The sequence below is a fragment of the Actinoplanes sp. NPDC051513 genome (assembly GCF_044454685.1).
GTDB lineage: Bacteria > Actinomycetota > Actinomycetes > Mycobacteriales > Micromonosporaceae > Actinoplanes.
In genome coordinates this window covers 322,220-343,744 of the sequence record NZ_JBITDW010000002.1, presented here as the reverse complement: position 1 = coordinate 343,744, position 21,525 = coordinate 322,220, and the positions used below count along the sequence as shown (strand labels likewise).

The 21,525-nt window shown below is 74.0% G+C and carries 16 protein-coding genes; 7 read left to right on the top strand and 9 right to left on the bottom strand.

Annotated features, from left to right (window positions below; all coding sequences use genetic code 11):
* Positions 1-15: 15 nt before the first annotated feature.
* Together ACIA5D_RS06830 and ACIA5D_RS06825 are read right to left on the bottom strand one after the other, a co-directional pair.
* Positions 16-1,836, bottom strand: a complete 1,821-nt coding sequence (locus tag ACIA5D_RS06830) for a hypothetical protein (RefSeq protein ID WP_396028894.1) — start codon at positions 1,834-1,836, stop codon at positions 16-18.
* 368 nt (positions 1,837-2,204) lie between these two features.
* Complete coding sequence (locus ACIA5D_RS06825; protein WP_396028893.1) at positions 2,205-3,176, bottom strand: EamA family transporter; 972 nt, start codon at positions 3,174-3,176, stop codon at positions 2,205-2,207.
* 39 nt (positions 3,177-3,215) lie between these two features.
* On the opposite strand from ACIA5D_RS06825, the gene ACIA5D_RS06820 reads away from it, so the two are divergent.
* From ACIA5D_RS06820 to ACIA5D_RS06805, 4 genes are all read left to right on the top strand, one after another.
* Positions 3,216-3,722 carry a MarR family winged helix-turn-helix transcriptional regulator gene (locus tag ACIA5D_RS06820; protein ID WP_396028892.1) on the top strand — a complete coding sequence of 169 codons (507 nt, stop codon included), beginning with the start codon at positions 3,216-3,218 and terminating at the stop codon, positions 3,720-3,722.
* A 69-nt stretch (positions 3,723-3,791) separates the two neighbouring features.
* Entirely contained in the window at positions 3,792-6,539 is a 2,748-nt protein-coding gene (locus tag ACIA5D_RS06815; RefSeq protein WP_396028891.1) for a hypothetical protein, read from the top strand.
* Entirely contained in the window at positions 6,529-7,347 is an 819-nt protein-coding gene (locus ACIA5D_RS06810) for an ABC transporter ATP-binding protein (RefSeq protein ID WP_396028890.1), read from the top strand. The genes ACIA5D_RS06815 and ACIA5D_RS06810 overlap by 11 nt, the downstream gene beginning before the upstream one ends.
* Entirely contained in the window at positions 7,344-7,955 is a 612-nt protein-coding gene (locus tag ACIA5D_RS06805) for an ATP-binding cassette domain-containing protein (RefSeq protein ID WP_396028889.1), read from the top strand. The genes ACIA5D_RS06810 and ACIA5D_RS06805 overlap by 4 nt, the downstream gene beginning before the upstream one ends.
* Here the strand turns inward: ACIA5D_RS06805 and ACIA5D_RS06800 are convergent.
* The 7 genes from ACIA5D_RS06800 to ACIA5D_RS06770 all read right to left on the bottom strand — a co-directional run bounded on the left by ACIA5D_RS06800 (position 7,952) and on the right by ACIA5D_RS06770 (position 17,153).
* Complete coding sequence (locus tag ACIA5D_RS06800) at positions 7,952-10,324, bottom strand: transglycosylase domain-containing protein (RefSeq protein WP_396028888.1); 2,373 nt, start codon at positions 10,322-10,324, stop codon at positions 7,952-7,954. The two genes, ACIA5D_RS06805 and ACIA5D_RS06800, sit on opposite strands and share 4 nt — an antisense overlap.
* 81 nt (positions 10,325-10,405) lie before the next feature.
* Positions 10,406-11,131: a hypothetical protein gene (locus ACIA5D_RS06795; RefSeq protein WP_396028887.1), complete on the bottom strand. Its 726-nt coding sequence runs from the start codon at positions 11,129-11,131 to the stop codon at positions 10,406-10,408.
* A gap of 17 nt (positions 11,132-11,148) precedes the next feature.
* Complete coding sequence (locus tag ACIA5D_RS06790) at positions 11,149-11,517, bottom strand: DUF742 domain-containing protein (RefSeq protein WP_396028886.1); 369 nt, start codon at positions 11,515-11,517, stop codon at positions 11,149-11,151.
* The gene (locus ACIA5D_RS06785) at positions 11,514-11,945 is read right to left on the bottom strand and encodes a roadblock/LC7 domain-containing protein (RefSeq protein WP_396028885.1); all 432 of its coding nucleotides are present in this window, start codon (positions 11,943-11,945) and stop codon (positions 11,514-11,516) included. Before ACIA5D_RS06785 ends, ACIA5D_RS06790 begins: the two co-directional genes overlap by 4 nt.
* Positions 11,942-13,678, bottom strand: a complete 1,737-nt coding sequence (locus ACIA5D_RS06780; RefSeq protein WP_396028884.1) for a nitrate- and nitrite sensing domain-containing protein — start codon at positions 13,676-13,678, stop codon at positions 11,942-11,944. Before ACIA5D_RS06780 ends, ACIA5D_RS06785 begins: the two co-directional genes overlap by 4 nt.
* A complete protein-coding gene (locus tag ACIA5D_RS06775) occupies positions 13,675-16,170 on the bottom strand; it encodes a LuxR C-terminal-related transcriptional regulator (RefSeq protein ID WP_396028883.1) in 2,496 nt (831 codons plus the stop codon). Before ACIA5D_RS06775 ends, ACIA5D_RS06780 begins: the two co-directional genes overlap by 4 nt.
* Positions 16,167-17,153, bottom strand: coding sequence for a hypothetical protein (locus ACIA5D_RS06770; RefSeq protein ID WP_396028882.1), 987 nt, complete (start codon positions 17,151-17,153; stop codon positions 16,167-16,169). Before ACIA5D_RS06770 ends, ACIA5D_RS06775 begins: the two co-directional genes overlap by 4 nt.
* A 217-nt stretch (positions 17,154-17,370) precedes the next feature.
* Between ACIA5D_RS06770 and ACIA5D_RS06765 the strand changes: the two genes are divergently transcribed.
* The 3 genes from ACIA5D_RS06765 to ACIA5D_RS06755 are packed head-to-tail and all read left to right on the top strand — an operon-like array spanning position 17,371 to position 21,519.
* On the top strand, positions 17,371-18,225 hold the full coding sequence (locus tag ACIA5D_RS06765) for an IniB N-terminal domain-containing protein (RefSeq protein WP_396028881.1): 855 nt from the start codon (positions 17,371-17,373) through the stop codon (positions 18,223-18,225).
* Positions 18,226-18,253: 28 nt separating this feature from the next.
* Entirely contained in the window at positions 18,254-20,152 is a 1,899-nt protein-coding gene (locus tag ACIA5D_RS06760) for a dynamin family protein (RefSeq protein ID WP_396028880.1), read from the top strand.
* The gene (locus ACIA5D_RS06755) at positions 20,149-21,519 is read left to right on the top strand and encodes a hypothetical protein (RefSeq protein ID WP_396028879.1); all 1,371 of its coding nucleotides are present in this window, start codon (positions 20,149-20,151) and stop codon (positions 21,517-21,519) included. The genes ACIA5D_RS06760 and ACIA5D_RS06755 overlap by 4 nt, the downstream gene beginning before the upstream one ends.
* The last annotated feature ends 6 nt before the right edge of the window (positions 21,520-21,525 follow it).

The window sequence follows — 21,525 nt, the reverse complement described above, 5'->3', positions numbered from 1 at the left end:
CCTTTCCAGGTGCGTTCAAGAGGGTGAAGTCGGGGTGGCGAGCCGCCCGTCCGCGTCGAGCCCGAATGCCCGCAGCTGGACCAGCGAACGATGGTTCTGGGCGGTGTACAGGGCGATGAGCCGCTCGGCCGCGCCGTTGGTGCCGGCGTCCACCTCGGCCCGCAGGTTGTCCTCGTCGCGAAGCTCGAACAACAATGTGCAGAGCTGCGGCGCCGCGTCGGCCCGGCCCTCGTCGACCGCCGCCCGCAACTCGCCGATCTGGTATCTCGCTGCGTCGTGCCAGGCCTGGACGTGATGAATCTTCGACAGCCGCAGATCGGCGGCGTGGTCGCCGGCCTCGACGCGTTCACGAAGCAGGCGCACCTCGCCCCAGGCCGCGTACAGGTCGGCGAGGGCCTCCACGGCCCGGGGCTCACCCCGATCGGCGCGCTCGCGGAGCTCCCGGAGGCAGCCGCGTTCGGCCAGAATCTCGACGAGCCGCTCGGCGGCGATCGCGTTACCGGCCTCCGCTTCCCGGCGTAACCCGTCGCTGACCCCGTTGTCGGACAGGATCTCGGCGACTGGAGTGGGGATTCCGTGCGCGCGAGGATCGAACGGCGGCCGGGCCTGGTTGACGCGTTGCCAGAGCTCTTGCAGATGGAACAGCTTCCGGCCGATCAGCCGATCCTGCGGATCCGCTTCCAGCCGATCACGCAGAACCTCGGCGGCACGCTCGATCCGGTCCTGCCGGACCAGCAGATCGGCCAGTTCGGCCGCGGCCCGGCTGTCGCCGAACTCCTCCGCGAGTCTGGTCAGTGCGCGTTCGGCGTAGCGGTAACGGAGCCGTGCGACGGCACTGCTCGCTAAGCGCCGGAGGTCGTCCGGCCCGCGCAGATGACTCGCCAGCGCCTCCCACGCCTCGTGCGGCACGGGCTTGCTGCGCCGCTGTCGCCGCACGTGCTGGGCGAGGTAGTCCGCGATCGTGTAACCCGCGAGGGTGCCCGCTCGACCGGCGTCCGCAGGATAGAGCGGCGACACGTCGCCATGAATCGGGTCCGTGGTGTGCGGCAGGGCCTCCGAGAGCCAGTAGTCGGCCGACCGCACCCGCTGGTGCGGCCGCAGATAGCCGAACATCGCGTCGGTCAGCAGATCGGCGCTCAGCGGCGACTGTACGCCGAGCCGATGAGCGTCCGCCGCCGCGGTGATGATCGCCTTCGCGTACGCGTTGGCGGGCTGCTCCCAGCACATCACCAGCCGCGGCCCGCCGGCGAGCACCTGCGTCATGCCGACCTCGCGGGAGTTCAGCGCGTCCTGGATCCGGCTGTCCCGCTCGGCGATGACGCGTGCCTTGGACAGCTCGATCCGATCCAGCGTCTCCGGGACCGGTATCGGTACGGCGCTCTGCACCAACCGGTGGACATCCTCGCGGCCGGCGGTCCACTTCGCGTACTGATCTGGCCACAGCGTGCCGACCACCAGATTGCCGTGCCGCACCAGGGCGCGGACGCACTCGGAGGTCAGCGCCGGATCGCCACCCAGGTACTGCTGCAACTCGTCGAGCCAGAAGACAGTGGCCCGGGGCGGCGCGTTCCTCAGGTCCAGCAGACCGGACGCCTCGGACGGCTGAACCAGCCACCAGTCCGGCACGAGCTCGTAGATCGCCTCATAGAGCGACCTGGTCTTCCCGGTCGAGGAACCGCCCACCATGACGACGAAGTTCCCGCGATCGGGAAGTCTCGCGGACAATACCGCTCGCAGCTGGAAGTCGAAACTGCGTTCCACGTACGCCGGGAGATCGTCCTCGCCGCCGCCGACCGGAATGGCGCTGTGAATGCCCAATTCCCGGGGAACCGCCATGTCGACACGCGGCCGATCCAGCGACCCGGGATTGTCGCCACGGAAGCGAACATCCGCTAATTTCCCTTCGTACGTCCGCTCCAATTTCCGCACCCACCATCGCCTCTCTCAAGCCCGCTACGCAGCAAGAAATGCCCGCGTGAAGGCCACGACGGTCCAGCCGTTTCGCTATTCCGAGATAGACCTCGAGCGACCCCGCAACCATGATCAGCACTCGACGATGGATCGGAGATTACCGCACCACTTATTAAGATCACCAGCAGTGCGGCCAATCATGAATCGAATGAACTCACATTCATCTCGGGCCAAGGTCGCTAAAAGGGATCCGGGACAACCTGCCCATGTTGCCGGGCATTTCTTCCGTTTTCCTACCGCGCCCGCACGCCACGCCGCTCCAGGGGCGGGCCGCCGATGACGCGCCGCCGGCGACCGGGCGGCCACGTCCCGGCCGGGCAGGCGCACAGCCGCGTCACCGGCAACCGGGCGAGCAGCCGCATCACGACCGGCTGGCCGAGCAGGACGCCGAGGAAGACGAGAGCGAGCCCGCCGAGCTGCCGGACGGAGAGGGTCTCGCCGGCGATCGCCGTGCCGAGCAGGACGCCGGTCACCGGGTTGAGCAGGCCGACGAGGCCCACCGTCCCGGCGCTGAGGCGCCGCAGGCCGGTGAACCAGGCGGCGAAGGCCAGTGCCGTCGCCACTACCGTCACGTAGCCGAATGCCAGTGTCGCGGGCGCGCCCAGGACCGGTGGCGCGCCCTCCGCGGCCACCGCGAACGGGACCAGGACCAGGCCGCCGGCGATCAGCTGCCACGACGTCAGCGAGAAGACGTCGATGCCGGTGCTCCACTTCTTGGCGAGCACGTAGCCGAACGACGACATGACCATGGCCGCGACCGAGGCGAGCACGCCGCGGCCATCGACGGCGACCGGGCCGGTCAGCAGCATGAGGCAGACGCCGAGGACGCCGATCACCGCCCCCGCGAGGTGCGCGGCCCGGGGCCGCTCGGCCAGCGCGGCCCAGGCGAACAGCATCAGGACCACCGGAGAGGTCGCCATGACCGTCGAGGCGATGCTGGTCGGCAGCGTCTGCGCCGCCAGGTAGACCAGCGCGAAGAACGCGCCCATGTTGAGGGCGCCCAGCACCAGCGACCGCCACCACCACGAGCCCGACGGCAGCCGGCGACGGACGAGCAGCAGCAACAGCCCGGCCGGCAGCGCCCGGATGGCCGCGCCGTACAGCGGGTAGTCGGCCGGGAGGAACCGATGGGTCACGAAGTAGGTGGTGCCCCACGCGATCGGCGCGAGCGCGGTGACGGCCGTCCAGCGCCAGGTAGCTTCCATGGAAGCTACTATAGCTTCCGGGGAAGCTATCATCACTCCATGACGGAACCGCTCGATCACGTCGCCCGCATCCAGCAGGCATGGGCCCGCGAACGGCCCGACCTCGACGTGAGCCCTCAGGGGGTGATCGGCCGGCTGCACCGCGTCGCCGGCCACCTCACCGACCAGCTGCGCCTCGTCTACCGGCGGTACGGGCTCGGCGAGGGGGAGTTCGACGTGCTCGCCGCGCTCCGGCGGGCCGGCGCGCCGTTCGAGCGCGCGCCAGGCGAGCTCGCGGCGCACACCATGGTCACCACCGGCGCCATGACCAAGCGGATCGACCGGCTGGTGCGCGACGGGCTGGTCACCCGCCGACCCAGCGCCGCCGACGGGCGCGGCCGGGTCGTCGCGCTCACCGGCGCCGGGCGGGAGCTGATCGACCGGGCCTTCGCCGAGCACATGCGCAACGAGCGCCGCCTCGTCGACCAGCTGACGCCGGAGGAGGCCGCCCGCCTCGAGGCGATCCTGACCACGTGGCTCGCTCGCTTCGAGGCTCCGACGGGATGACGGCTGCTCGACAACGACGGCCGAATCTGTTGTAGCGTCAGGGCCCCCGGGGTGGAGGAGGCCGCTGACGTGAGTGACCAGCTCACCGCGGCCGCTATCCTCGGCGGATTCCGGCAGCGGGCCTGGTCGGTGCTCACCCTCGCCGCCTTCCTTGTCCTGGCCGCCGCCGGCGCCGCCGCGCCCATGTTCGCCGAGGCCTCCGACAACGCCACCTTCCAGCTGCGCCGCGACGAGATCCCGGCGACCGCCCGGCAGAGCGACGCCGCCGTGGTGCGCCTCTCGGCGGCCGTCGGCTCCAGGAGCGCCGACCAGCAGGCCGTGGCCGACGACATGCGGGCGATCCCGCACCTCACCGAGCCCGACGTGACCGGCGGCTCGATCGGCGCCGAGCTGGTCGAGCCGCGCTTCTGGGAGCTGACCGTCGGCCTCGGTGGCCGGAAGGAGCGGGGCCGCCTGTTCGCCGTGGCGGATCCGCCGAGAGAACTGGTGGCCACCGCGGAAGGCCGGGACGGGCTGTGGCTTCCGCAGCCGATGGCCGACACCCTCGGCGCGCACCCCGGCGGCCGCATCACGCTCACCGTCGTCGTAGGCACGCAGGGCGAGCGGCACCAGACCACCAGCACCGTCGCCGGGGTCTACGCCGTCGATGACGAAGGCCGCCTGCCGGCCGGTCACACCTGGCCTCTGCGGCGCGGCGACACCCCCGGCGACACGGAGTACGAGACCCTTCCGGCCTACCTTCTCGTCGGCGACGCCGCCACGGTGGAGCCGCTCGCGAAGGCTCTGCACGACGAGATCTTCTGGTCGGTCGAGGCCGCACTGGAGCCGGGCGTGACGCTGGCCGAGGCGCGGCGAACGGCCGGCGCCGTGGAGGATCTGCGCCGCGACTATGCGACCCGGCAGCCGCCCGAGGGCTCGGACAGCCCGCTGGCGTTCCGGTTCGCGAGCGGCATCGGGCGGATCGTCGCCGAGGCGCAGGCCACGACCGCGACGATCCGGCATCGCACCCAGCCGGTGGAGTGGGCGGCGATCGGCGTGGGGCTCGCGTCGGTGCTGGCCGTGGCGCTGCTGTCGGCGCGGCGGCGGGAGCGGGAGCTGCGGCACGCGATGGCCGTGGGCATCGCGCCGGCCCGGGTGGGCGGGCTGTGGCTGCTCGAGAGCCTGCTTCCGGCCGTGGCCGGCGCGACGCTGGGCTGGCTGGTCGCGTGGCAGCTGGTGGCGCGGCTGGGTCCGCCCGGCGCCATCGGGGAGTCGAAGATCCTGGCGGCCTGGACGGCCGGTCTGGTCACCGTGGCCGGTCTGGTCACGGTCGCGGGGGTGGCCACTGCCGCAGCAGCCCGACGCGTGCGGCCGATGCTGCCCACAACCGCACGGCGGCAGCTCCCGTGGCCGGCCATGGTGGTGGTCGCCGCCCTCGTCGCCGCCGCCGGCCTGGCCCGGGCCGGTGGTCCCGCCGACGGGGTGGACCTGCTCGTTCCGCTGCTGGTGCTCGCCGCCGTGGGCGTGGCCGCCGGATGGCTGCCGGCCCGGTTCGCCACCCACCGCCGCGCTTCCCTCCCGGCCTCGCCGCGGCGCGCGGTCGTCTGGCTGGCCCGCCGGCGGCTGGGCTCGGGCGGCGCCGAGCGTCGTCTCGCCGTCGTGGTGGTCACCGCGGGCCTGGGCATGCTGCTGTTCGCACTGTCCGCTGTGGACTCGACCGCGGCCTCGGCCGAGGACCGGATCGCGGTGGCCGCGGGCGCCGAGGCCGTGGCGCCGCTCGAGGGCTCGTACGTCCTCGACGAGGGCGCCCCCTCGCCACCGCGACAGGATCCGCTCGCCCCGCGGCCCACCGGCCCGGTCGCCGGTGTGCGCGTGCCGCCGCTGCCGCCCGGCAGCACCGTGGCCTGGCACACCGACGTGCTGAGCCCGGTCGACGCCGAGCAGAAGGACCTGCTGATCATCGACCCGGCCCGCTTCCGTGCGGTCGCCCTGTGGGGTCGCGGCTCCGACCTGGCGGCGGCGCGGGCGGCCGTCGCGCGACTCGCCGCCGAGCCTGTAGCGGCCGATCGATCCGTCCGGGTCATCGCGGTCGCCGATCCCGCGTCGGCGGGGGCCGACTCGTTCCCGCTGAAGGTCGGCTTCGACTTCCAGGACTTCACCGTGGTCGCGCGCGTGGCCGCGTTCCCCGGCATGCACGGCCGCCCGATGTACGTGGCCGCGGCCGACCCGGTGCTCGGCAACCTCGGCACCGACGACCCCCGCCTCAAGCCGCTCACCGCGATGCCCGCGGGCGCCCAGCTCGCCCAGGCGTCGCTGTGGAGCTCCGGCGGCGCGGCCGGCATCCAAGCGGTGACTGCGGCGCACGGCGTCAAGCCCGAACGCATCGACACAGCCGCCGGCTTGCGGTCCGAGGCCACGTACGTCGGGACCGCCCGCGCCCGCGGCTACCAGGTCGCGATCGCCGGTTACCTCGCCCTGCTCGCGGTGCTGACGCTGGGCGTCTACGCCCAGCGCACCGCCGTCCTGCGCCGCCCGGCCGACCTCATGCTCGCCCGGGTCGGCCTGGGCCGGGCTCGCGTCGCCCAGGCCCGGGCGCTGGAGTTCGCGCTGCTGGCCGTCGTCGCGCTCGCCGCCGCCGTGGCCGGGGCGGCCGCGCTCACCCCGCTCGGCGCGCGGCTGCTCGACGACCAGCCCCGGCTGCTGCCCCGCTACGTGCTGCACCTCTCGCCGCTCGGCGTCGCGGTCACCGCCGGGGCCGCCGCCGTGGCGACGATCCTGGCCGTGGCGCTGACCGCCACCCGCTCGGCCGTCGAGGAGGTCGCCTACCGTGACGACTGACAGCGCGCCCCTGCTGGAGGGCCACGACCTGCTCCAGCTCTACGCCGCGCCGACCGGGCCAACCCAGGCGCTGCGCGGGGTCGACGTCACCGTGCGCGGCGGCCGGATCAGCGCGGTCACCGGGCCGTCCGGCAGCGGGAAGTCGACGCTGCTGGCCGTGCTGGCGCTACGGGAGCGTCCGGCCGGGGGCGAGCTGAGGCACCGCGGCCGACCGGTCTCCGGCCTGTCCCGCCGCCAGTTGCGGCGCCTGCGCCGCCGGGAGATCGGCTGGGTGGCCCAGCGGCCCACGCACAGCCTGTTCCCGCAGCTGGACGCACTCGGCCAGATCGAGCAGATGGCCCGGCTGCGCGGAGTACCGTGCGATGCCCTCGCCGCGCTCGACGAGGTCGCCCTGACCCCACTGGCCCGGAAACGGCCGGACGTCATGTCGGGTGGCGAGCAGCAACGCCTCGCGGTGGCCGCGGCCTCGGTCGGCGCGCCCGCTCTGCTGGTGGCCGACGAGCCCACGGCCGAGCTCGACGACGACTCGGCGGGGCTGGTCCTGCGGCTGCTGCGGTCCCGCGCCGAGCAGGGCAGCGCGGTCGTCCTGGCCACCCACGACGCGCGGGCGATCGCCGCGGCCGACACCGTCTTCCGCTTCCGGCATGGCGTGCTGTCCGGCTCGCAGGACGCCGGCCGCGACCACACCACCATCATCGACGGCCAGGGCCGGCTCCAGCTCCCGCCGGAGTCGCTGCCGCTGTTCCCTGACCGCCGCGTGGTGGTCACCGTCGTGGACGGGCACGTCGAGCTGAGGCGGGCGCAATGACCCGGGCGCTGGTGGAGGTGCGCTCGGTCAGCCACGCGAAGGGCGTGCTCGAGGACGTCACGCTGGCGCTGCCGCCCGCGACGCTGACCGTCCTGGCCGGTCGTTCCGGCTCGGGGAAATCGACGCTGTGCCATCTGATCGCCGGGGTCATGCGCCCGTCCTCCGGCGACGTGCTGGTGTCGGGCACACCCGCTCATCGCGCGGCGGACTGGGCCACGGTGTCCCTGCTGCCGCAGCGCCTGGCCCTGGAACCGGAGTTGTCGGTGGCCGAGAACGTGCTGCTGCCCGCCGGTCTCCGCGGCCGGGTCGCCGCTTCCGGCCTGCTCGACCAACTCGGTCTCGCCGGCATCGCCGATCGCCCGGCGCGCGACACGTCGCTGGGTGAGCAGCAGCGCACGGCCCTCGCCCGGGCGCTGGTCCTGACCCCCACCGTGGCGGTGCTGGACGAGCCGACCGCCCACCAGGACGACGAGCACGTCCAGCTGGTCCTGGACGCCCTGCGCGCCGCGGTCGACGCCGGAACCCTCGCGGTCGTGGCCACGCACGACCAGCGAGTGATCGACATCGCCGACTCCGTGGTCCGCCTCAACTCCGGCCGAGTGCCTTAGCGCTTCTTGCCGTTTCCGGGCTGGGTGCCCTTGCTGATCTCCATGACGATCTGGCTGCCCTTCGCGGCCTGATCGCTCGGCCTGGTGTCGGCCACCGTGCCGGCCGGGCAGTTCGAGGACACCTGGCCGCCGGTCGTCGGCAGGAAGCCAGCGCCTTTCAGCTCGACGGTGGCGTCGGCGACGTTCGTACAGCTCACGGACGGGACCGACACCAGGTCGCCCACCGCCACCCGGGTGTCGCCGGGCTTGGGGAACTGGACGCTCGGCTTGCCCTTCATGTAGTCGGCCACCGTGTTCCAGACCGCCGGGTTCACCTGCGAGTGCGACATGTGCTGGTTGGTCTGCGGCCAGTCCGGGTCGGCGAGGTAGCCGGCCACCACGATCGACGTCGTGCCCAGGATCAGCGCGGCGGTCTTCTCGCTGTCGGTGGTGCCGGTCTTGCCGAACACCGGGTGGCCCACCTCGCCGCGCGACTGCGGTGCCGTGCCCGAGCCGCCGCAGCTGCCGAGCTGGGCCGAGTCGCCGACGGGGCAGCGCGCCGCGTCCAGGGCCGCGCGGGCCACGTCGGCCGAGACCACCCGCCGGCAGTCCGGGCTGCCGACGTCGATCTTCTCGTTGTCCCGGTCGACGATCTCCTTGACCGGGGTCGGCGTGCAGTACTTGCCGTCGGCGGCCAGGGTCGCGTACGCGTTGGCCAGGTCGAGCGGCGTCGACTCGGAGACGCCCAGCGTGAACGCGCCCCACTGCTGGGCGTTGCCCGGCTCGGCCAGCGTCGCGTCGTTGGAGGCGCGGAACTGAATGCCGAAGTCCTTGGCCGTCTGCACGACGTTCTGCGCCCCGACCTCCTCCTCGAGCGGCACGAAGTACGTGTTCACCGAGTGCCCGAACGCCGCCCACATGTTGTAGACGCCGGCCTCGCTCTCGCCCGCGTTGCCCGGGCAGTAGAAATGCGTGCCGGGGCAGGCGGCCGGGCTGCTCGGGGCCACGATGTAGTGGGTCTTCGCGGTGACCCCGGCGTTGATCGTCTTGGTCAGCGGGATGCCCTGCTTGAGGGCGGTCACCATGGTGAACATCTTGAACGTCGAGCCGGCCTGGTACCCGTCGACGTCACCGCCACCGCTGACGATCGGGTTGGTGGTGCTCGGGTACGTGCCCTTGATCTTCCTGGCGGCCTTGGCCGGATTCGAGGAGATGTGGTTCTTCGAGTCGTCCAGCTTGAACGTGCGGTTCGCGGCGAGGGCCAGCACCTGTCCGGTGCCGGGCTGCACCGCGGCCAGCATCAGGGCGTCCTTGTTGCTGTTCTTGATCTGCTGGTTGATCCGCCGGTACGCCGACGCGGTGGCCTTGACGTCCATGGTCGTGACGATCCGGTACCCGCCGTCGTTGAGGCGCTGCTCACGGTCGTACGTCGTCGCGCCGAACGCCTGCTGGCTGTTCCACCACCGGGTGAAGTAGTCGCAGAAGAAGCCCCACTCGTTCTTGTTGACCGAGACGCAGCCGTTGCCGACCTTCCGGACCGTGCGCGGGATCGCCTCCTTGAGGGCGGCGTCCTCCTGCGCCTTGGTGATCGCGCCGGTGGTGACCATGCCGTCGAGCACGTAGTGCCGCCGGTCGACCGCCTGCGGGTAGCCGCTCGCGGTGGCCGGGTTGAAGCTGGTCGGCGCCTTGACCATGCCGGCCAGCAGCGCCGCCTGCGCGATGTCGAGGTCCTTGGGATTCTTGTGGAAGTAGATCTGGCTGGCGGCGTAGATGCCGTACGCGCCGTTGCCGAACGGGGCGATGTTCAGGTAGCGCTCGAGAATCTGCTGCTTGCTCATCTGTTTCTCGAGCTGGATCGCGTACTTCATCTCGGTGACCTTGCGCTTCGGGGTGTCCTCGGTCGCGGCCACGACCTCCTGCGGGTTGGTCGCCGAGTAGGCCAGCGCCATGCGCACGTACTGCATCGCGAGGGTCGAGGCGCCCTGCCGGTCGCCGCCGCTCGAATCGTTGACGAACGCGCGGACCGTGCCCTTGAGGTCGACGCCGCCGTGCTGGTAGAAACCGCGATCCTCGGCCGCGATGATCGCGTTCTGCATGGTGACCGCGATCTGCGACAGCGGCACGTCGCTGCGGAACTCGTCGTACATGACCGCGATCTGCGTCTTGTTGTCGGACGCGTAGATCCGGGTGATCTGCGGCGAGTTGAACTCCTTGACCTGACTCGGCAGCGCGGCGAACGCCTTACCGCCCGCCTCGACCGTCAGGCCCGACGCGGCGGCGGCCGGGAAGACCGCGGCGGCGACCACCACCCCGGCCAGCAAACCGCAGATCAGCAGCGAGGTCGCGTTGGTGAAGATGTTGTGATCGCGTCGGCGGAACCAGGAAGACACCTGGGCACCCTAGTGAACCCGCATGTGAATCCGATGTGAGGTCGCGGGGTGAGCTGGGCCACGTGCCGGTCACGGCCGTCTCTATCGCGACAGGCCGGAACAGACCTCGTCGCCGACGCGGCAGTCGGTCGGCTGGGCGTCGACCAGGGTGGCGCCGCGGACCTCGAAGGAGATCACGGCGGTGGCGCCGGCGGCGATCTGCCGGGTGGAGTCGTCCGGGGTGAAGGTCCAGACCGCGCCCTCCCGCTCGACCGTGGCGCCGTCGACGGCGGCGACCTGGAGGGTCGACCGGGGCAGCGTGACGGTCAGCCGCCAGTCGGCCGACGGGCCGGGGCCCTGGGCGGCCAGGGTCACCGTGGCCTGGTAGCCGAGCAGACCGGTCCCACCGGCCGCGGCGTACGCGGCGGTCAGGCGGCTGCCGGCGCTGCTTGCCGGGGCGCCCGCCGGGCCTTTGGCGGAGGCGCTGCCCGCCGGGCTGGAAGACACCGGCGTGGCGGACGCCGTCGGAGCGGCCGACGTCTTGTGGGTGGTGACCGCGGGCGCGGCGACGCTGGTGACCGGCGGCGGCGCGGGCGCGGCCTTCTCGGGCGGCGTCAGGTCGGTGAGGCCGCCCGGCGCGCGCATCAGCGCCCCGATCAGGATCGTGGTGCCGCCGGCCACGACCAGCACACCGGCGGCCAGCCAGAGCAGGCCGGCCCGGCGGCGTCCGGGCATGTTGCCCGTCTGCACCGCGGTGACCAGGCCGAGCAGCGCGTCCAGCAGCACGACCGACGGCGAGCGCCGGGGACGCGGGGGCGAGTCGTTCATCGTACGGACCTCCGCCGTCACAGGGCGTTCAGGCCGCCGAGCACCTGCTCGAGCAACCGCATGGAGGGACGCTCGGCGGCGTCGCGGGAGCGGGGGACGGCGACCAGGCCGGCATCGCGCAGGTCGCCGAGGATGACCCGGACCGGGCCGAGCGGCAGGCCGAGCCTCGCCGCGATCTCGGACACCGACACGGGCCGCTCGGTGAGCCCCACGATGGTCGACTCGGCGAGCGACAGGTCGTGGCCGGGTTCCGAGCCGGGAACCCGCTGCACGATGGTGCTGAGTGTGAAGTCGCCGGCGGGCGCCTCGGCACGGCCCCCGGTGATCGCGTAGAGCCGGACGAGGGGGCCGGCCTCGTCGTCGTACCAGATGTCGTCGTTGATCATGATATCGGCAGCAGTAGGTCGGGCTCGGTCCGCCCCATGTCGACCGACGAGAGCCGCAGCCCCAGCCGGCCGGCGAAGGAGGCGATCCGCTCGCGCGTCCCCGACAGGTCGGTGACCGCGTCGAACACCACCGCGAGCAGCAGTTCCCCGGTCACCGGGACGATCACCAGCATGCGGTGGTCCATCTCGACCACCGACTGGTCGACCCGGCGGCCGCCGTTGTTGCGGTTGGCCGCCTCGGCGATCGCGTGCAGGCCGGCCGCGACCGCCGACAGCTGGGTCGCCTTGTCCGGCCGGGTGCCGGAGGACATCGCCAGCTCCAGCCCGTCCGCGGACAGCAGGACCACGCCCTCGGTCCCGGGAAGCTGGTTGTGCAACTGGTCGAGGAGCGGACCCGCACCCGTCGCACTGATGATCCAGTCCTTCACTGCGCCTCCGTCTCGCCCGCCGCGGCATGGCCCACCACGTTGGAAAGGTCTACGGATGTGGTGTCCAGTTCGCTCAGCCGCGCGCGCATCCGGTCGACGCGGTTGATCGGCGGGCCGCCCGGCCGGGGCCCGTCCGGACCCGGGTGGGACACCAGGGCCGCGGGCAACACCACCTCGGCGACCAGGCCGCCGGCCGTCCCGCGCAGCAGCCGTACGCCGACGGCGCGCCGGGCGGCGAACCGGCCCACGGCGTAGAAGCCCTGCCAGACGCCGCCGGTGGGCGGCCGCGGGTCGGCCATCACCTCGCGGGCGCGGTCGAGATCGAGATCGGTCATGCCGGGTCCCGCGTCGGAGACGGTCACCGTGTAGTCGCCGTCCTCCCAGCGGCCGCCGGTGCGCACCCGCGTCTCGGCCGGTGAATAGGCGACCGCGTTGTCGATCAGCTCGGCCAGCAGGTGGGTGACCTCGAGCACGGCGTCGCCGGCCAGGGCCGCCGGCTCGATCTGCGACGTGGAGACGCGTACGTAGTCGTCGACCTCGGCGGCGGCGCCGCGCACCACCTCGCCCAGCGGCATGGGCCGCCGCCACTGGCGGCCGGGCGCGCCGCCGGCCAGCGTGATCGCCTTCTCCGCGTTGCGGCGCACCCGGGTGGCGAGGTGGTCGGCCCGGTAGAGCTGGCCGAGCATCTCCTCGTCGGACTGGCGGCGCTCGAGGCCGTCGAGCAGGCGCAGCAGGCGGTGCACCAGCCGCTGGCTGCGCCGGTGCAGGTCGAGCAGGAGATCCTGGAGGCCGGGGTCGCCGTCGTCGGTGGCCGGCGCGACGGCAGCCGCTGGGGCCGGCCGGAACCGGCGGACCAGGACGACGACACCGACCAGGGCCACGAGGCCGACCCCCGCGACCAGGCCGGCGTAGACGGTCGCGCCGATCGCCGCCGGGGTGGCGTCCCGCACCGTGTCGCGGGCGGCGCTCGTCTCGGCCGCGCGCAGGGCGGCGTTGACCGGGTCGGCCGCCGCCGTCCACTCGGCCGGGGTGACCCGCCCCTTGCCGAGGATCACTCGCGCCTCGATCCCGGCGAGCCGCTGGTCGGCCTCGGCGGCGAGCTGCCGTCCCGTGTCGCCGGCCGCCTCCGGGCCGGAATCGAGCCAGGCGCGGCGCTCGCCGGCCAGCTCGCCGACGCGGATCCGCTCGGTCTCACCGGCGCCGGCCGTCGTGGCCAGCGCCGTCCGCAGCATCGCGTCCTCCTCGGACAACGCCTCGCGGGCGCGGCCGAGCGGTCCGGACGGCAGCCACGGCAGGCCGAGGCCCGCGTCGATGGCCACGCCGTAGGCGGCCAGCATCGCGACGCTCTGGATCTCGCCGCGGTCCGCCCCGGAGCGGACGACGCCGAGGGCGTCCAGCTTCGACAGCAGGTCGTCCGCCGATGCGGTGGAGGACCACCCGCCGGTGGCCGAGCGCAGATCGTCGCGCGCCCGGTCGGTGCGCTCCCGGGCCGCGGTCAACGCGGTCGCGTCGCCGCCCGCCAGGTGGGCCAGCGACAGCCGCCGCTCGTCCTGCAAGGCCACGACGGCCGTGTCCACCGCGCGTCCGAGCCGGTCGGCAGTGTTGCGCTCGCGCACCCGGTCGGCCGCGTCGAGCACGGCCGGCGCCGCGGCGGCCAGCCACAGAACGACGAGGAGGACCAGCCCGGCGCCCAGCCGGGGGTCGAGACGGGGGTCGAGACGGGGCCGCTTCATGCCTGAACTCCGTTCGGTCGGTCGGCCGATTGATCGGGCAGCACCTCGCGCAGCCGGGCCAGCAGCTCGCGCCGATCGGTGCAGCCGAGGCGCTGCCGGATGCGGGCGACGTGGTGCTCGACCGTCTTGGACGAGAGGTAGAGCCGCTCGGCCACCTGCTTGTAGGTCAGGCCGGCGACCACCAGCGCGGCCACCTGCTGCTCCCGCTCGCTCAGCAACGGCGCGGCCGGCTCGGCGACCGGGGACTGCGACTCGCGGGTCTCGGCGGCCGGGCCGCCCAGCAGCCGGGCGCAGTCGAGCAGCCAGGTCATCGCCTTGCGGTCGGCGGTGCGAATAGCGGCCTGGCCGGCGAGCCGGGCGCCGTCCCAGGCGAGGCCGGTGGCGGCGAGTCCGCGGGCGGCGGCCTCGATCTGCTCCGGATCGATCCGGTCGTTGATCACCGCAAGCCAGCCACGCGCGGCCGCGGCCAAAGCTTCCGCGTACGGGCGGCCGCCGGCGAGCCGGGAGAGGGCGGCGGCGTGCCGCTCGGCCTCGTCCGGCCGCTCGGCCAGGATGGCGGCGTGCAGGCGGCTCCAGTGCAGCGGCACGCTCCACAGCGGCGGGTCGCCCAGCCGGGCCAGCAGGCGGTCGGCGTCGGCCAGGTGGGCGGCGACCCGGTCCTGCTCGCCGAGCCGGGCCGCGGCCACGGTCAGCTCGCCGAGCGGCAGCAGCGTGAACAGGTCGACAGGCTGGCTGATCAGCACCTGGCAGGCGTCCGGCCAGACGGCGCGCAGGCCGACCGGGTCGCTGTCCCGCCGCGCCAGCGCCACCCGCAGCGCGGTGGCGAACAGCAGGTCGCGCCCGGCTGCGCTCTTCGCCTCGGCGAGCAGCCGGGCGGCCGTGCCGAGGTGGCCGCGCAGCATCCGCGACCACGCCTGCAGGAGCAGGTGACGCGCGGCCAGCGGCGGGCCGCCCATCGAGGAGCGGATCGCCCGGTCCAGGGTGGCCTCGGCGGTGTCCAGGTCGGCGTTGTGGAGGGCGACGATCGCGGCCGGCGCCGCGGGGCTGTCCGGCAGCAGGCCGGCGCCGGCGTGCTCGAGCAGTGTGGACGCCTGGACCAGCGTGGACAAGGCGGCGGCGGGTGTGCCGGTCACCGACTCGCGGACGCCGCGTGCCATCAGCGCGGCGGAGGCCTGAAGCAGGGTCGGCGGGCCGTCGTCGCCGGCGTCCAGGGTGGCGAGCACCTCGTCGGCCTCCTCGCCGCGGCCGACGCCGGTCAGGCCGGTGGCGCGGAAGCCGGCGGCCGGTCCCGGTCCGGCCCAGCGCAGCAGCTCGGTGGCGCTCTCCAGCCGGCCGCGATGGGCCATCGCGACGGCCGAGACGTAGGCCGAGACATGGGCCGATTCGGCCCGCTGGGCGGGTGAGCCGCCGGCGACCGCCCGGTCGGCAAGGGCCCGGTCGGCGAGCCGGGCGGCCAGGTCGAGGTCACCGGCGAGGGCGGTGGCCATGGCGTGCCGGGCGGCCGCGGGCCGGCCGGCCTCCGCAGCCGCGGCGAACAGCCGGGCGGCCAGCGCCGGGTCGTCATCGAGGGCCTCCTCCCCCGCGGCCTCGAAGGCGGGTCCCAGCTCGGGACCGGGCCGTGCATGGTCGCCGCCGCCGGGGAGCAGACCGGTGCCGGAAAGCGCGGGCAGCAGGTGACGCACCAGGGGGAGCACCGGGCCGCCGCGCGCGAGTTGGAGGTCGGCCAGCCGCTGCCGCACGTCGATCCGCTCGGCGATCGGGGCGAGCGCGGCGAGCGCGTGCCGGACCAGCGGCACCATCGTGCCGTCCGCGCCGAGCATCCCGGTGGCCTGTCCGGCCGCGACCAGTTCGGCCACGACCCGCGGGTCACGGCCGAGCAGCTTGGCGATCAGATCGAACGACAGGCCGGCGCCGGCCTCGACGGCGAGCAGCAGCGTGCGCAGGTCGGCATCGAGCTCGTCGATCTCGGGCGCGAACGGCGCGAGCGCCGCCGCCGGCACCCGGGCCGGGACCGCGGAGCCGGCAAACGCCTCCGGCGCCCGGGCCGGAGCCGCCGGGCCGGAGAGTGCGGCCGCCAGCCGGGCGACGTAGCGCGGCACGCCGCGGCTGAGCGCGCCCACGTAGTCGGCGAGCTGCGCCCCGAGCAGTTCCCTGATCTCGGCTGGGGTGAGGGCGGGCAGCACGATCGGCGCCCGCCGCCGGCGCAGCACCTCGGTGAGCGGGCCCAGCGCCGGCGGGCGGGGCCACGGGCGGTAGGCGACGACGATCCGCGCGTCCGGATGCTCGGCCAGCTCGCGTAGCTCCCGTAGCCGTGTGTCATCGAGCCGGTGCGCGTCGTCGACCAGCCGGGCCGGGACGCCGGTGTCGTGGCACGTCCGCTCGATCTGGGCCAGGAGGGCGCTCTTGCCGTATCCGCCCGGGGCGCAGACCGCGGCGCGCAGCGGCGCGGACGGATCGGCCCGCACCTCGTTCAGCAGGTCGGCGGCGCTCACTTGCCGCCCACCTTCGGCGCGGCCACCTGCACCGGCGGGCGGGGCGGTATCTCGCCGGGGCCGAGCTCGGAGACGCCGAGCCGGCTGTCGGTGATCGGCAACAGCTCGGTCGGCAGCACGAGCACATTTGCCACCTCCGGCGAAGGGACCGCCGAGGAAGCCAGCGCGGGGACGACCGCGGAGGAGAGCGCCGGCGAGCGGAGCGCCAGCGCGGTTCCACGAGCGACGGTCAGCCACGGGTCGTCCTCCCGGATCACCGGCGCGGGAAGAGCGTCGGCCAGCGACGGCACGACCACCGGGTGCGCGGCGCCGCCGCCGGCCGCCAGCACGGCGGCCAGGTCGCCGAGGCCGACCTGGCAGGGGCGCGCCGTCCGGCGTACGAGATCGAGGACTGCCGCCATGACGGCGCGCGCCGAAGCCGCCCCGCCCTCGGCCAGGTCGTCGCCGCCGAACTCGTCCGCCGTGGCCGCGCCGAGGACTTCGAGCCGCCCCGGCCCGTACGGAACAAGCAGCGAAACCTCGACGGAAGCGCGACCGATGCGGCAGACGGCGACCGGGCGGCCGGAGGCCACCGGGCGGCCCGCGGCGAGATGCCGCTCGACCACCGCGCAGGCCCGGCTCACCAGCACCACATTGCTCATCCCCGCGTCGTCGAAGGCGGCGCGCAGCAGACCCACCCGGCCCGGGCCCCAGGCGCTGGGGTAGGCCACCGCGATGCCCTCCGGCCCCTCTCCCTCCCGCGCCCAGACCTGGTCGCCGGCCGCGCGCGCCTGCTCGACCACCAGCGCCTGCGGGGTGATCAGGAGGTTGTCGCAGTAGACCGGCACGTCGTCGCCGCACCGCCGGAACAGCCCGGGCACCGCGGGCGGCGCGTCGGTGGCGACCGGCGACGGCGGCCCCCAACCGGCCGGTCCGGGTGCGCGCCGGCAGATCGCGGCCCACGTGGCGGCGGATCCGACGTCGAGGCCTAGCAGGTACGGCAAGGGGAAGCTCCTCAATATCGGATCTCGGGACCCCATGTTCGTACCAGATCGGGCATCGGGGGTCTTCCCCCAAATTTCGTGGCGACCAATCCCCTAACCCCCTAACCCCGACGCACCCTATCCCCTCCGGCGAGAGGGGGACGAACCCCGATGCCCGGCCCGGCCCCCGCTCCTAGCGTGGTGGCACACCCACGACCCCGTGAGGAGATCGTTTTCGATGGATTCTTCCCCGACGTTGCAGGACTTCGTCCTCAACCTCATCTATGACCCGGGCGCCCGGTCGGCGTTCGAGCTGGACCCGCACGGCACGCTCGAGGCGTCCGGCCTCGGCGACATCACCGCCGCCGACGTGCAGGACGTGCTGCCGCTGGTGCTCGACTACGCGCCGCTCGGCGCCGTGCCGGCCCAGGCCGGACTGGCCCAGGTGGACGACGTGACCACCGGGGTCGCGCACCTCGACGTGGCCGGCGCGGTCGCCCACCTCCAGTCGATCACCGCGCAGGTCGGCGGCGGGACCTACTCGCACACGGCCGACCTGAACGTCGCGGCCGCCACCACCGTGACCGCCGACCAGCTCCTTTCCACGGTGGACGTGACCGGCGGGCTCGGCCTCATCCACGACCCGGCGGCCGGCCTGGACGCGACGGTCTACTCCACGGTCGACCACACGACCGCCGACGTCTCCTACAGCGCCGAGAGCGTCGTCTCGCACGCGGCGGTCACCGGCACCCTCGACGCCACCGTCAACACGGCGACCGGCGTGACCGGATCACTTGGCGTCGATGCCGGCGGCCTTGACGTCTCCGGGGTCCACGAGGCAACCTCTTCGCTTGCCGGAAGCCTCGCCGGAACCATCTCGGGCGTGGACCACACGGTCGGTGGCCTGCTGCCGGACGGCACCGTGGACGGTGCGCTGCACGGCACCGTGGGCGACGCGACCGGCGTGATCGACCACCACGTCTCGGGCGTGACCGGGCTGGTCGACGGCCTGACCCACACGACGCCGGAACCGGCGCCGGAGCCCGAGGCGGGCCACGATCTGCTCGGCGGGCTGACCGGCCTGCACTTCTGATCGCACAACACGGAGGCAGGGCGTCACGATGAAGAGCTGGGAGACCGGACCCACGGCCTATGCGGGTCCGGCCTCCCCCGTCCGGCCAGGCCGGACGGAACTCAGCGCCCTGTCTCCGCTGTGGCTCGACGTGCTCGATGCGACGATCCGCACGTGCACCGAGCACGGCCGGCCCGACCTGGCCGGCCGGCTGTGGCAGCGCCGGACCCAGCTGCTCGACCCGAGCCTGCGCGTGCTCGTCGTCGGCGCGGCCCGGCAGGGCAAGAGCCAGCTTATCAACGCCCTGATCAATGCCCCGGTCTGCGTGACCGGCGACGACCGCGGCACCGCCGTGCCGACCGTCGTGCGGCACGCCGCGCAGCCGACCGCCCAGCTGATCCGCGGGGACGAGGCCGACGCGGGCCCGCAGGACCGCATCGCCCTCGCCGCCGAACGGCCGGCCGACGCGCTCACCGAGACCCTAGCCGGCATCGCCCCGGGATCGATCGACCGGCTGCACGCCGAGGTGGGCCTGCCCCGCGAGCTGCTCGCGGCCGGGCTCGCGCTGATCGACACGCCTCCGCTCCCGCCGGAGGAAGGCGCCGCGCTCGGCCGCATCCGCGAGCTGGCCGACGCCGGGCGGGCCGACGTGCTGCTGTTCGCCTGCGAGGCCGGCCGCGAGCTGACCGGCGCCGAGCTCGCCGTCCTGGCCGAGCTGGCGACCCTGCTGCCCGGCCTGGTCGTGGCGTTCACCAAGACCGACTACGCCCCGAACTGGCGGCGCGACGTCGAGGCCAACCGGATGCGGCTGGTGCAGGCGGGCGTCCCCGCCACCGTGGTGCCGACCTCGGCCGCGCTGCGCGCGCACGCCGCCCGCACCGGCGACGGCGCGCTCAACGGCGAGTCCGGCTTCCCGCAGCTCATCGCCCTGCTGCGCACGCTGATCGCGGCCAAGCCGGACCGGCTGTCCCGGGCCGCGGTCGGGCTGCTCGGCCGTGCGGTCACCGACGAGCTGGCCACGCCGCTGCGCCGGAGCGTGGCGGCGCAGCGGGCCGAAACCGCCCACTCGGACGCCGTGACCCGGCTGCACGAGGCCCAGCGGCGCATGGACGGGCTGCGCAGGTGCACCATCCGCTGGCAGAGCCGGCTGGCCGACGAGGTCGGCGACCTCATGTCCGACATCGAGCACGACCTGCGCGAGCGCACCCGGGCCGTGATCGCCCGCTCCGACGAGATCTTCCTCGAGTCCGACCCGCTGCGCGTCTGGGACGACTTCGAGCCGTGGCTGCGCGACGCCCTGCTGGAGACGGCGCAGACCAGTCTGGGCTGGCTGAGCGAGCGCGCCGCCTGGCTGGCCCGGTCGGTGGCCGCCGAGTTCCCGCCCGAGCTCGGCCAGGTCCTGCCGTCATGGGTGCCCGCCGTCCCCGGCGACCTGCCGAACCGGGTGACCGATCTGGACAGTCCACCGGTCGAGCGGTTCACGCTCAGTCAGAAGGTGTTCACCGGACTGCGCGGCTCCTACGGCGGCGTGCTGATGTTCGGGCTGGCCACCAGCCTCACCGGCATGTCGCTGATCAATCCGATCTCGCTCAGCGGCGGCGCCCTGTTCGGCGGCAAGAGCATCCGCGAGGAGGGCCGGTCGCTGCTCAAGCGCCGCCAGGCGACGGCTCGCGCCGCCGTCCAGCGGCACGTCGACGAGATCTACATCGGCATGGCCAAGGACGCCAAGGATTCCGTACGGCGGATCCAGCGCGCCCTGCGTGACCATTACACGGCGGTCACCGAGGATCTGCAGGACGCCATCGTCGAATCGCTGCGCACCGCGAAGGTCGCCGCCGACCAGGAGGCCTCGGCCCGCGAGACCCGGGCCCGCCACGTCGAGCAGGAGCTGATCCGCCTCGCCGGCCTGCAGAAACAGTCCCTGGCCCTGCTGCAAGCCCCGGCATGAGCGACGACGACCTCGAACGGCGGGCGCGCGACCTGCTCGACCGGGCCGCCCTGGCCTTCCGCGGGCACGCCCGCGCCGAGACATGGTTACGCCACCATCGCGTACGCCTCGACGAGCCGCTGCGGGTGGCCGTCGCCGGTGGGCCGCAGACCGGGAAGTCCACATTGGTCAATGCCCTGATCGGCGAAGAGGTCGCGCCCGTGCGGGCCGGCGGCGCCCCGGTCTGGTTCCACGACGGGACGCGGCCGCTCGCCCGGGTCCGGCCGCTCTCGGCGCCGGAGTTCGTGGCGCCGCTGGAACGTTCCCGCCCCGGCCACGACGTGGCCGTGCCGGAGACCGGCGCCGGGTCGGTCGTCGTCGAGTGGCCGTGCCGGGCGCTGCGGCACACCCGGCTGCTGGAGACCGGCGCCGACGACGCGCTCACCGAGGCCGACGCGGTCCTGCACCTCGTGCGCCACCTCGGCGACCCGCCCTCGTTGCCGATCGGCGGTGCTCCGCCCGTACACGTCATGGTTCTGCTCTCGCGGGCCGACGAACTCGCCGGCGGCAAGCCCGATGCCCTGCTCAACGCCAAGCGGATCGCCCGCCGCAGGCGGAAGGATCCGCGCGTGGCGTCGCTCTGCCAGGACGTGCTGGCGATCTCCGGGCGCATCGCGCACGCCGGGCGGACGCTTCGCGAGGACGAGTACGGGGTGATCGCGGCGATCGCCGGCCTGCCCCGCGCCGACGCCGATGCGCATCTGCTGTCGGTGGATCGCTTTGCCGGGGCTTCGTTTCCGCTCGACATCCCGGCCTCGCGACGGGCGGGACTGCTGGATCGGTTCGGGCTCGGCGGCGTCCGGCTGGCCACGACGCTGTGCCGCAGCGGCGCCCGGAGCCGGGCCGCGCTCGGCGAGCAACTGGTGCGGCAGAGTGGGCTGACCGAGCTGCAGGCGTCGATCAGCGACCTGTTCACCGCCCGGCGCGGGGTGCTCAAGGCGCGCAGCGCGCTGATCGGGCTGGAGCACCTGCTGCTCGCGGAGCCGCATCCGGCCGCCGGCGCCTTGGCGGCCGAGCTGGAGCTGGTGGTGGCGGGCGCGCACGCGTTCCGCGAGCTGCGGCTGCTGGCGGGGCTGCGGACGGGGCGGGTCGCGCTGCCGGGGGAACTGGCCGTCGAGGCGCGCCGGCTGATCGGCGGGGAGGGCGGGGCTCATTGCGAGCGGCTCGGGGTCGAACCGCAGACGCCGCCGGAGAGGTTGTGGCCGGCCGCGGAGAGAGCGGCCGCGCGGTGGCATGAGCAGACGACCGGGGCGGGTACGGCGGGGGGCCGGCGGGCCGCCGAGGTGGTGCTGCGGAGTTGCACCGCCATCCTCGACGACCTCGGCTGAGCCGGG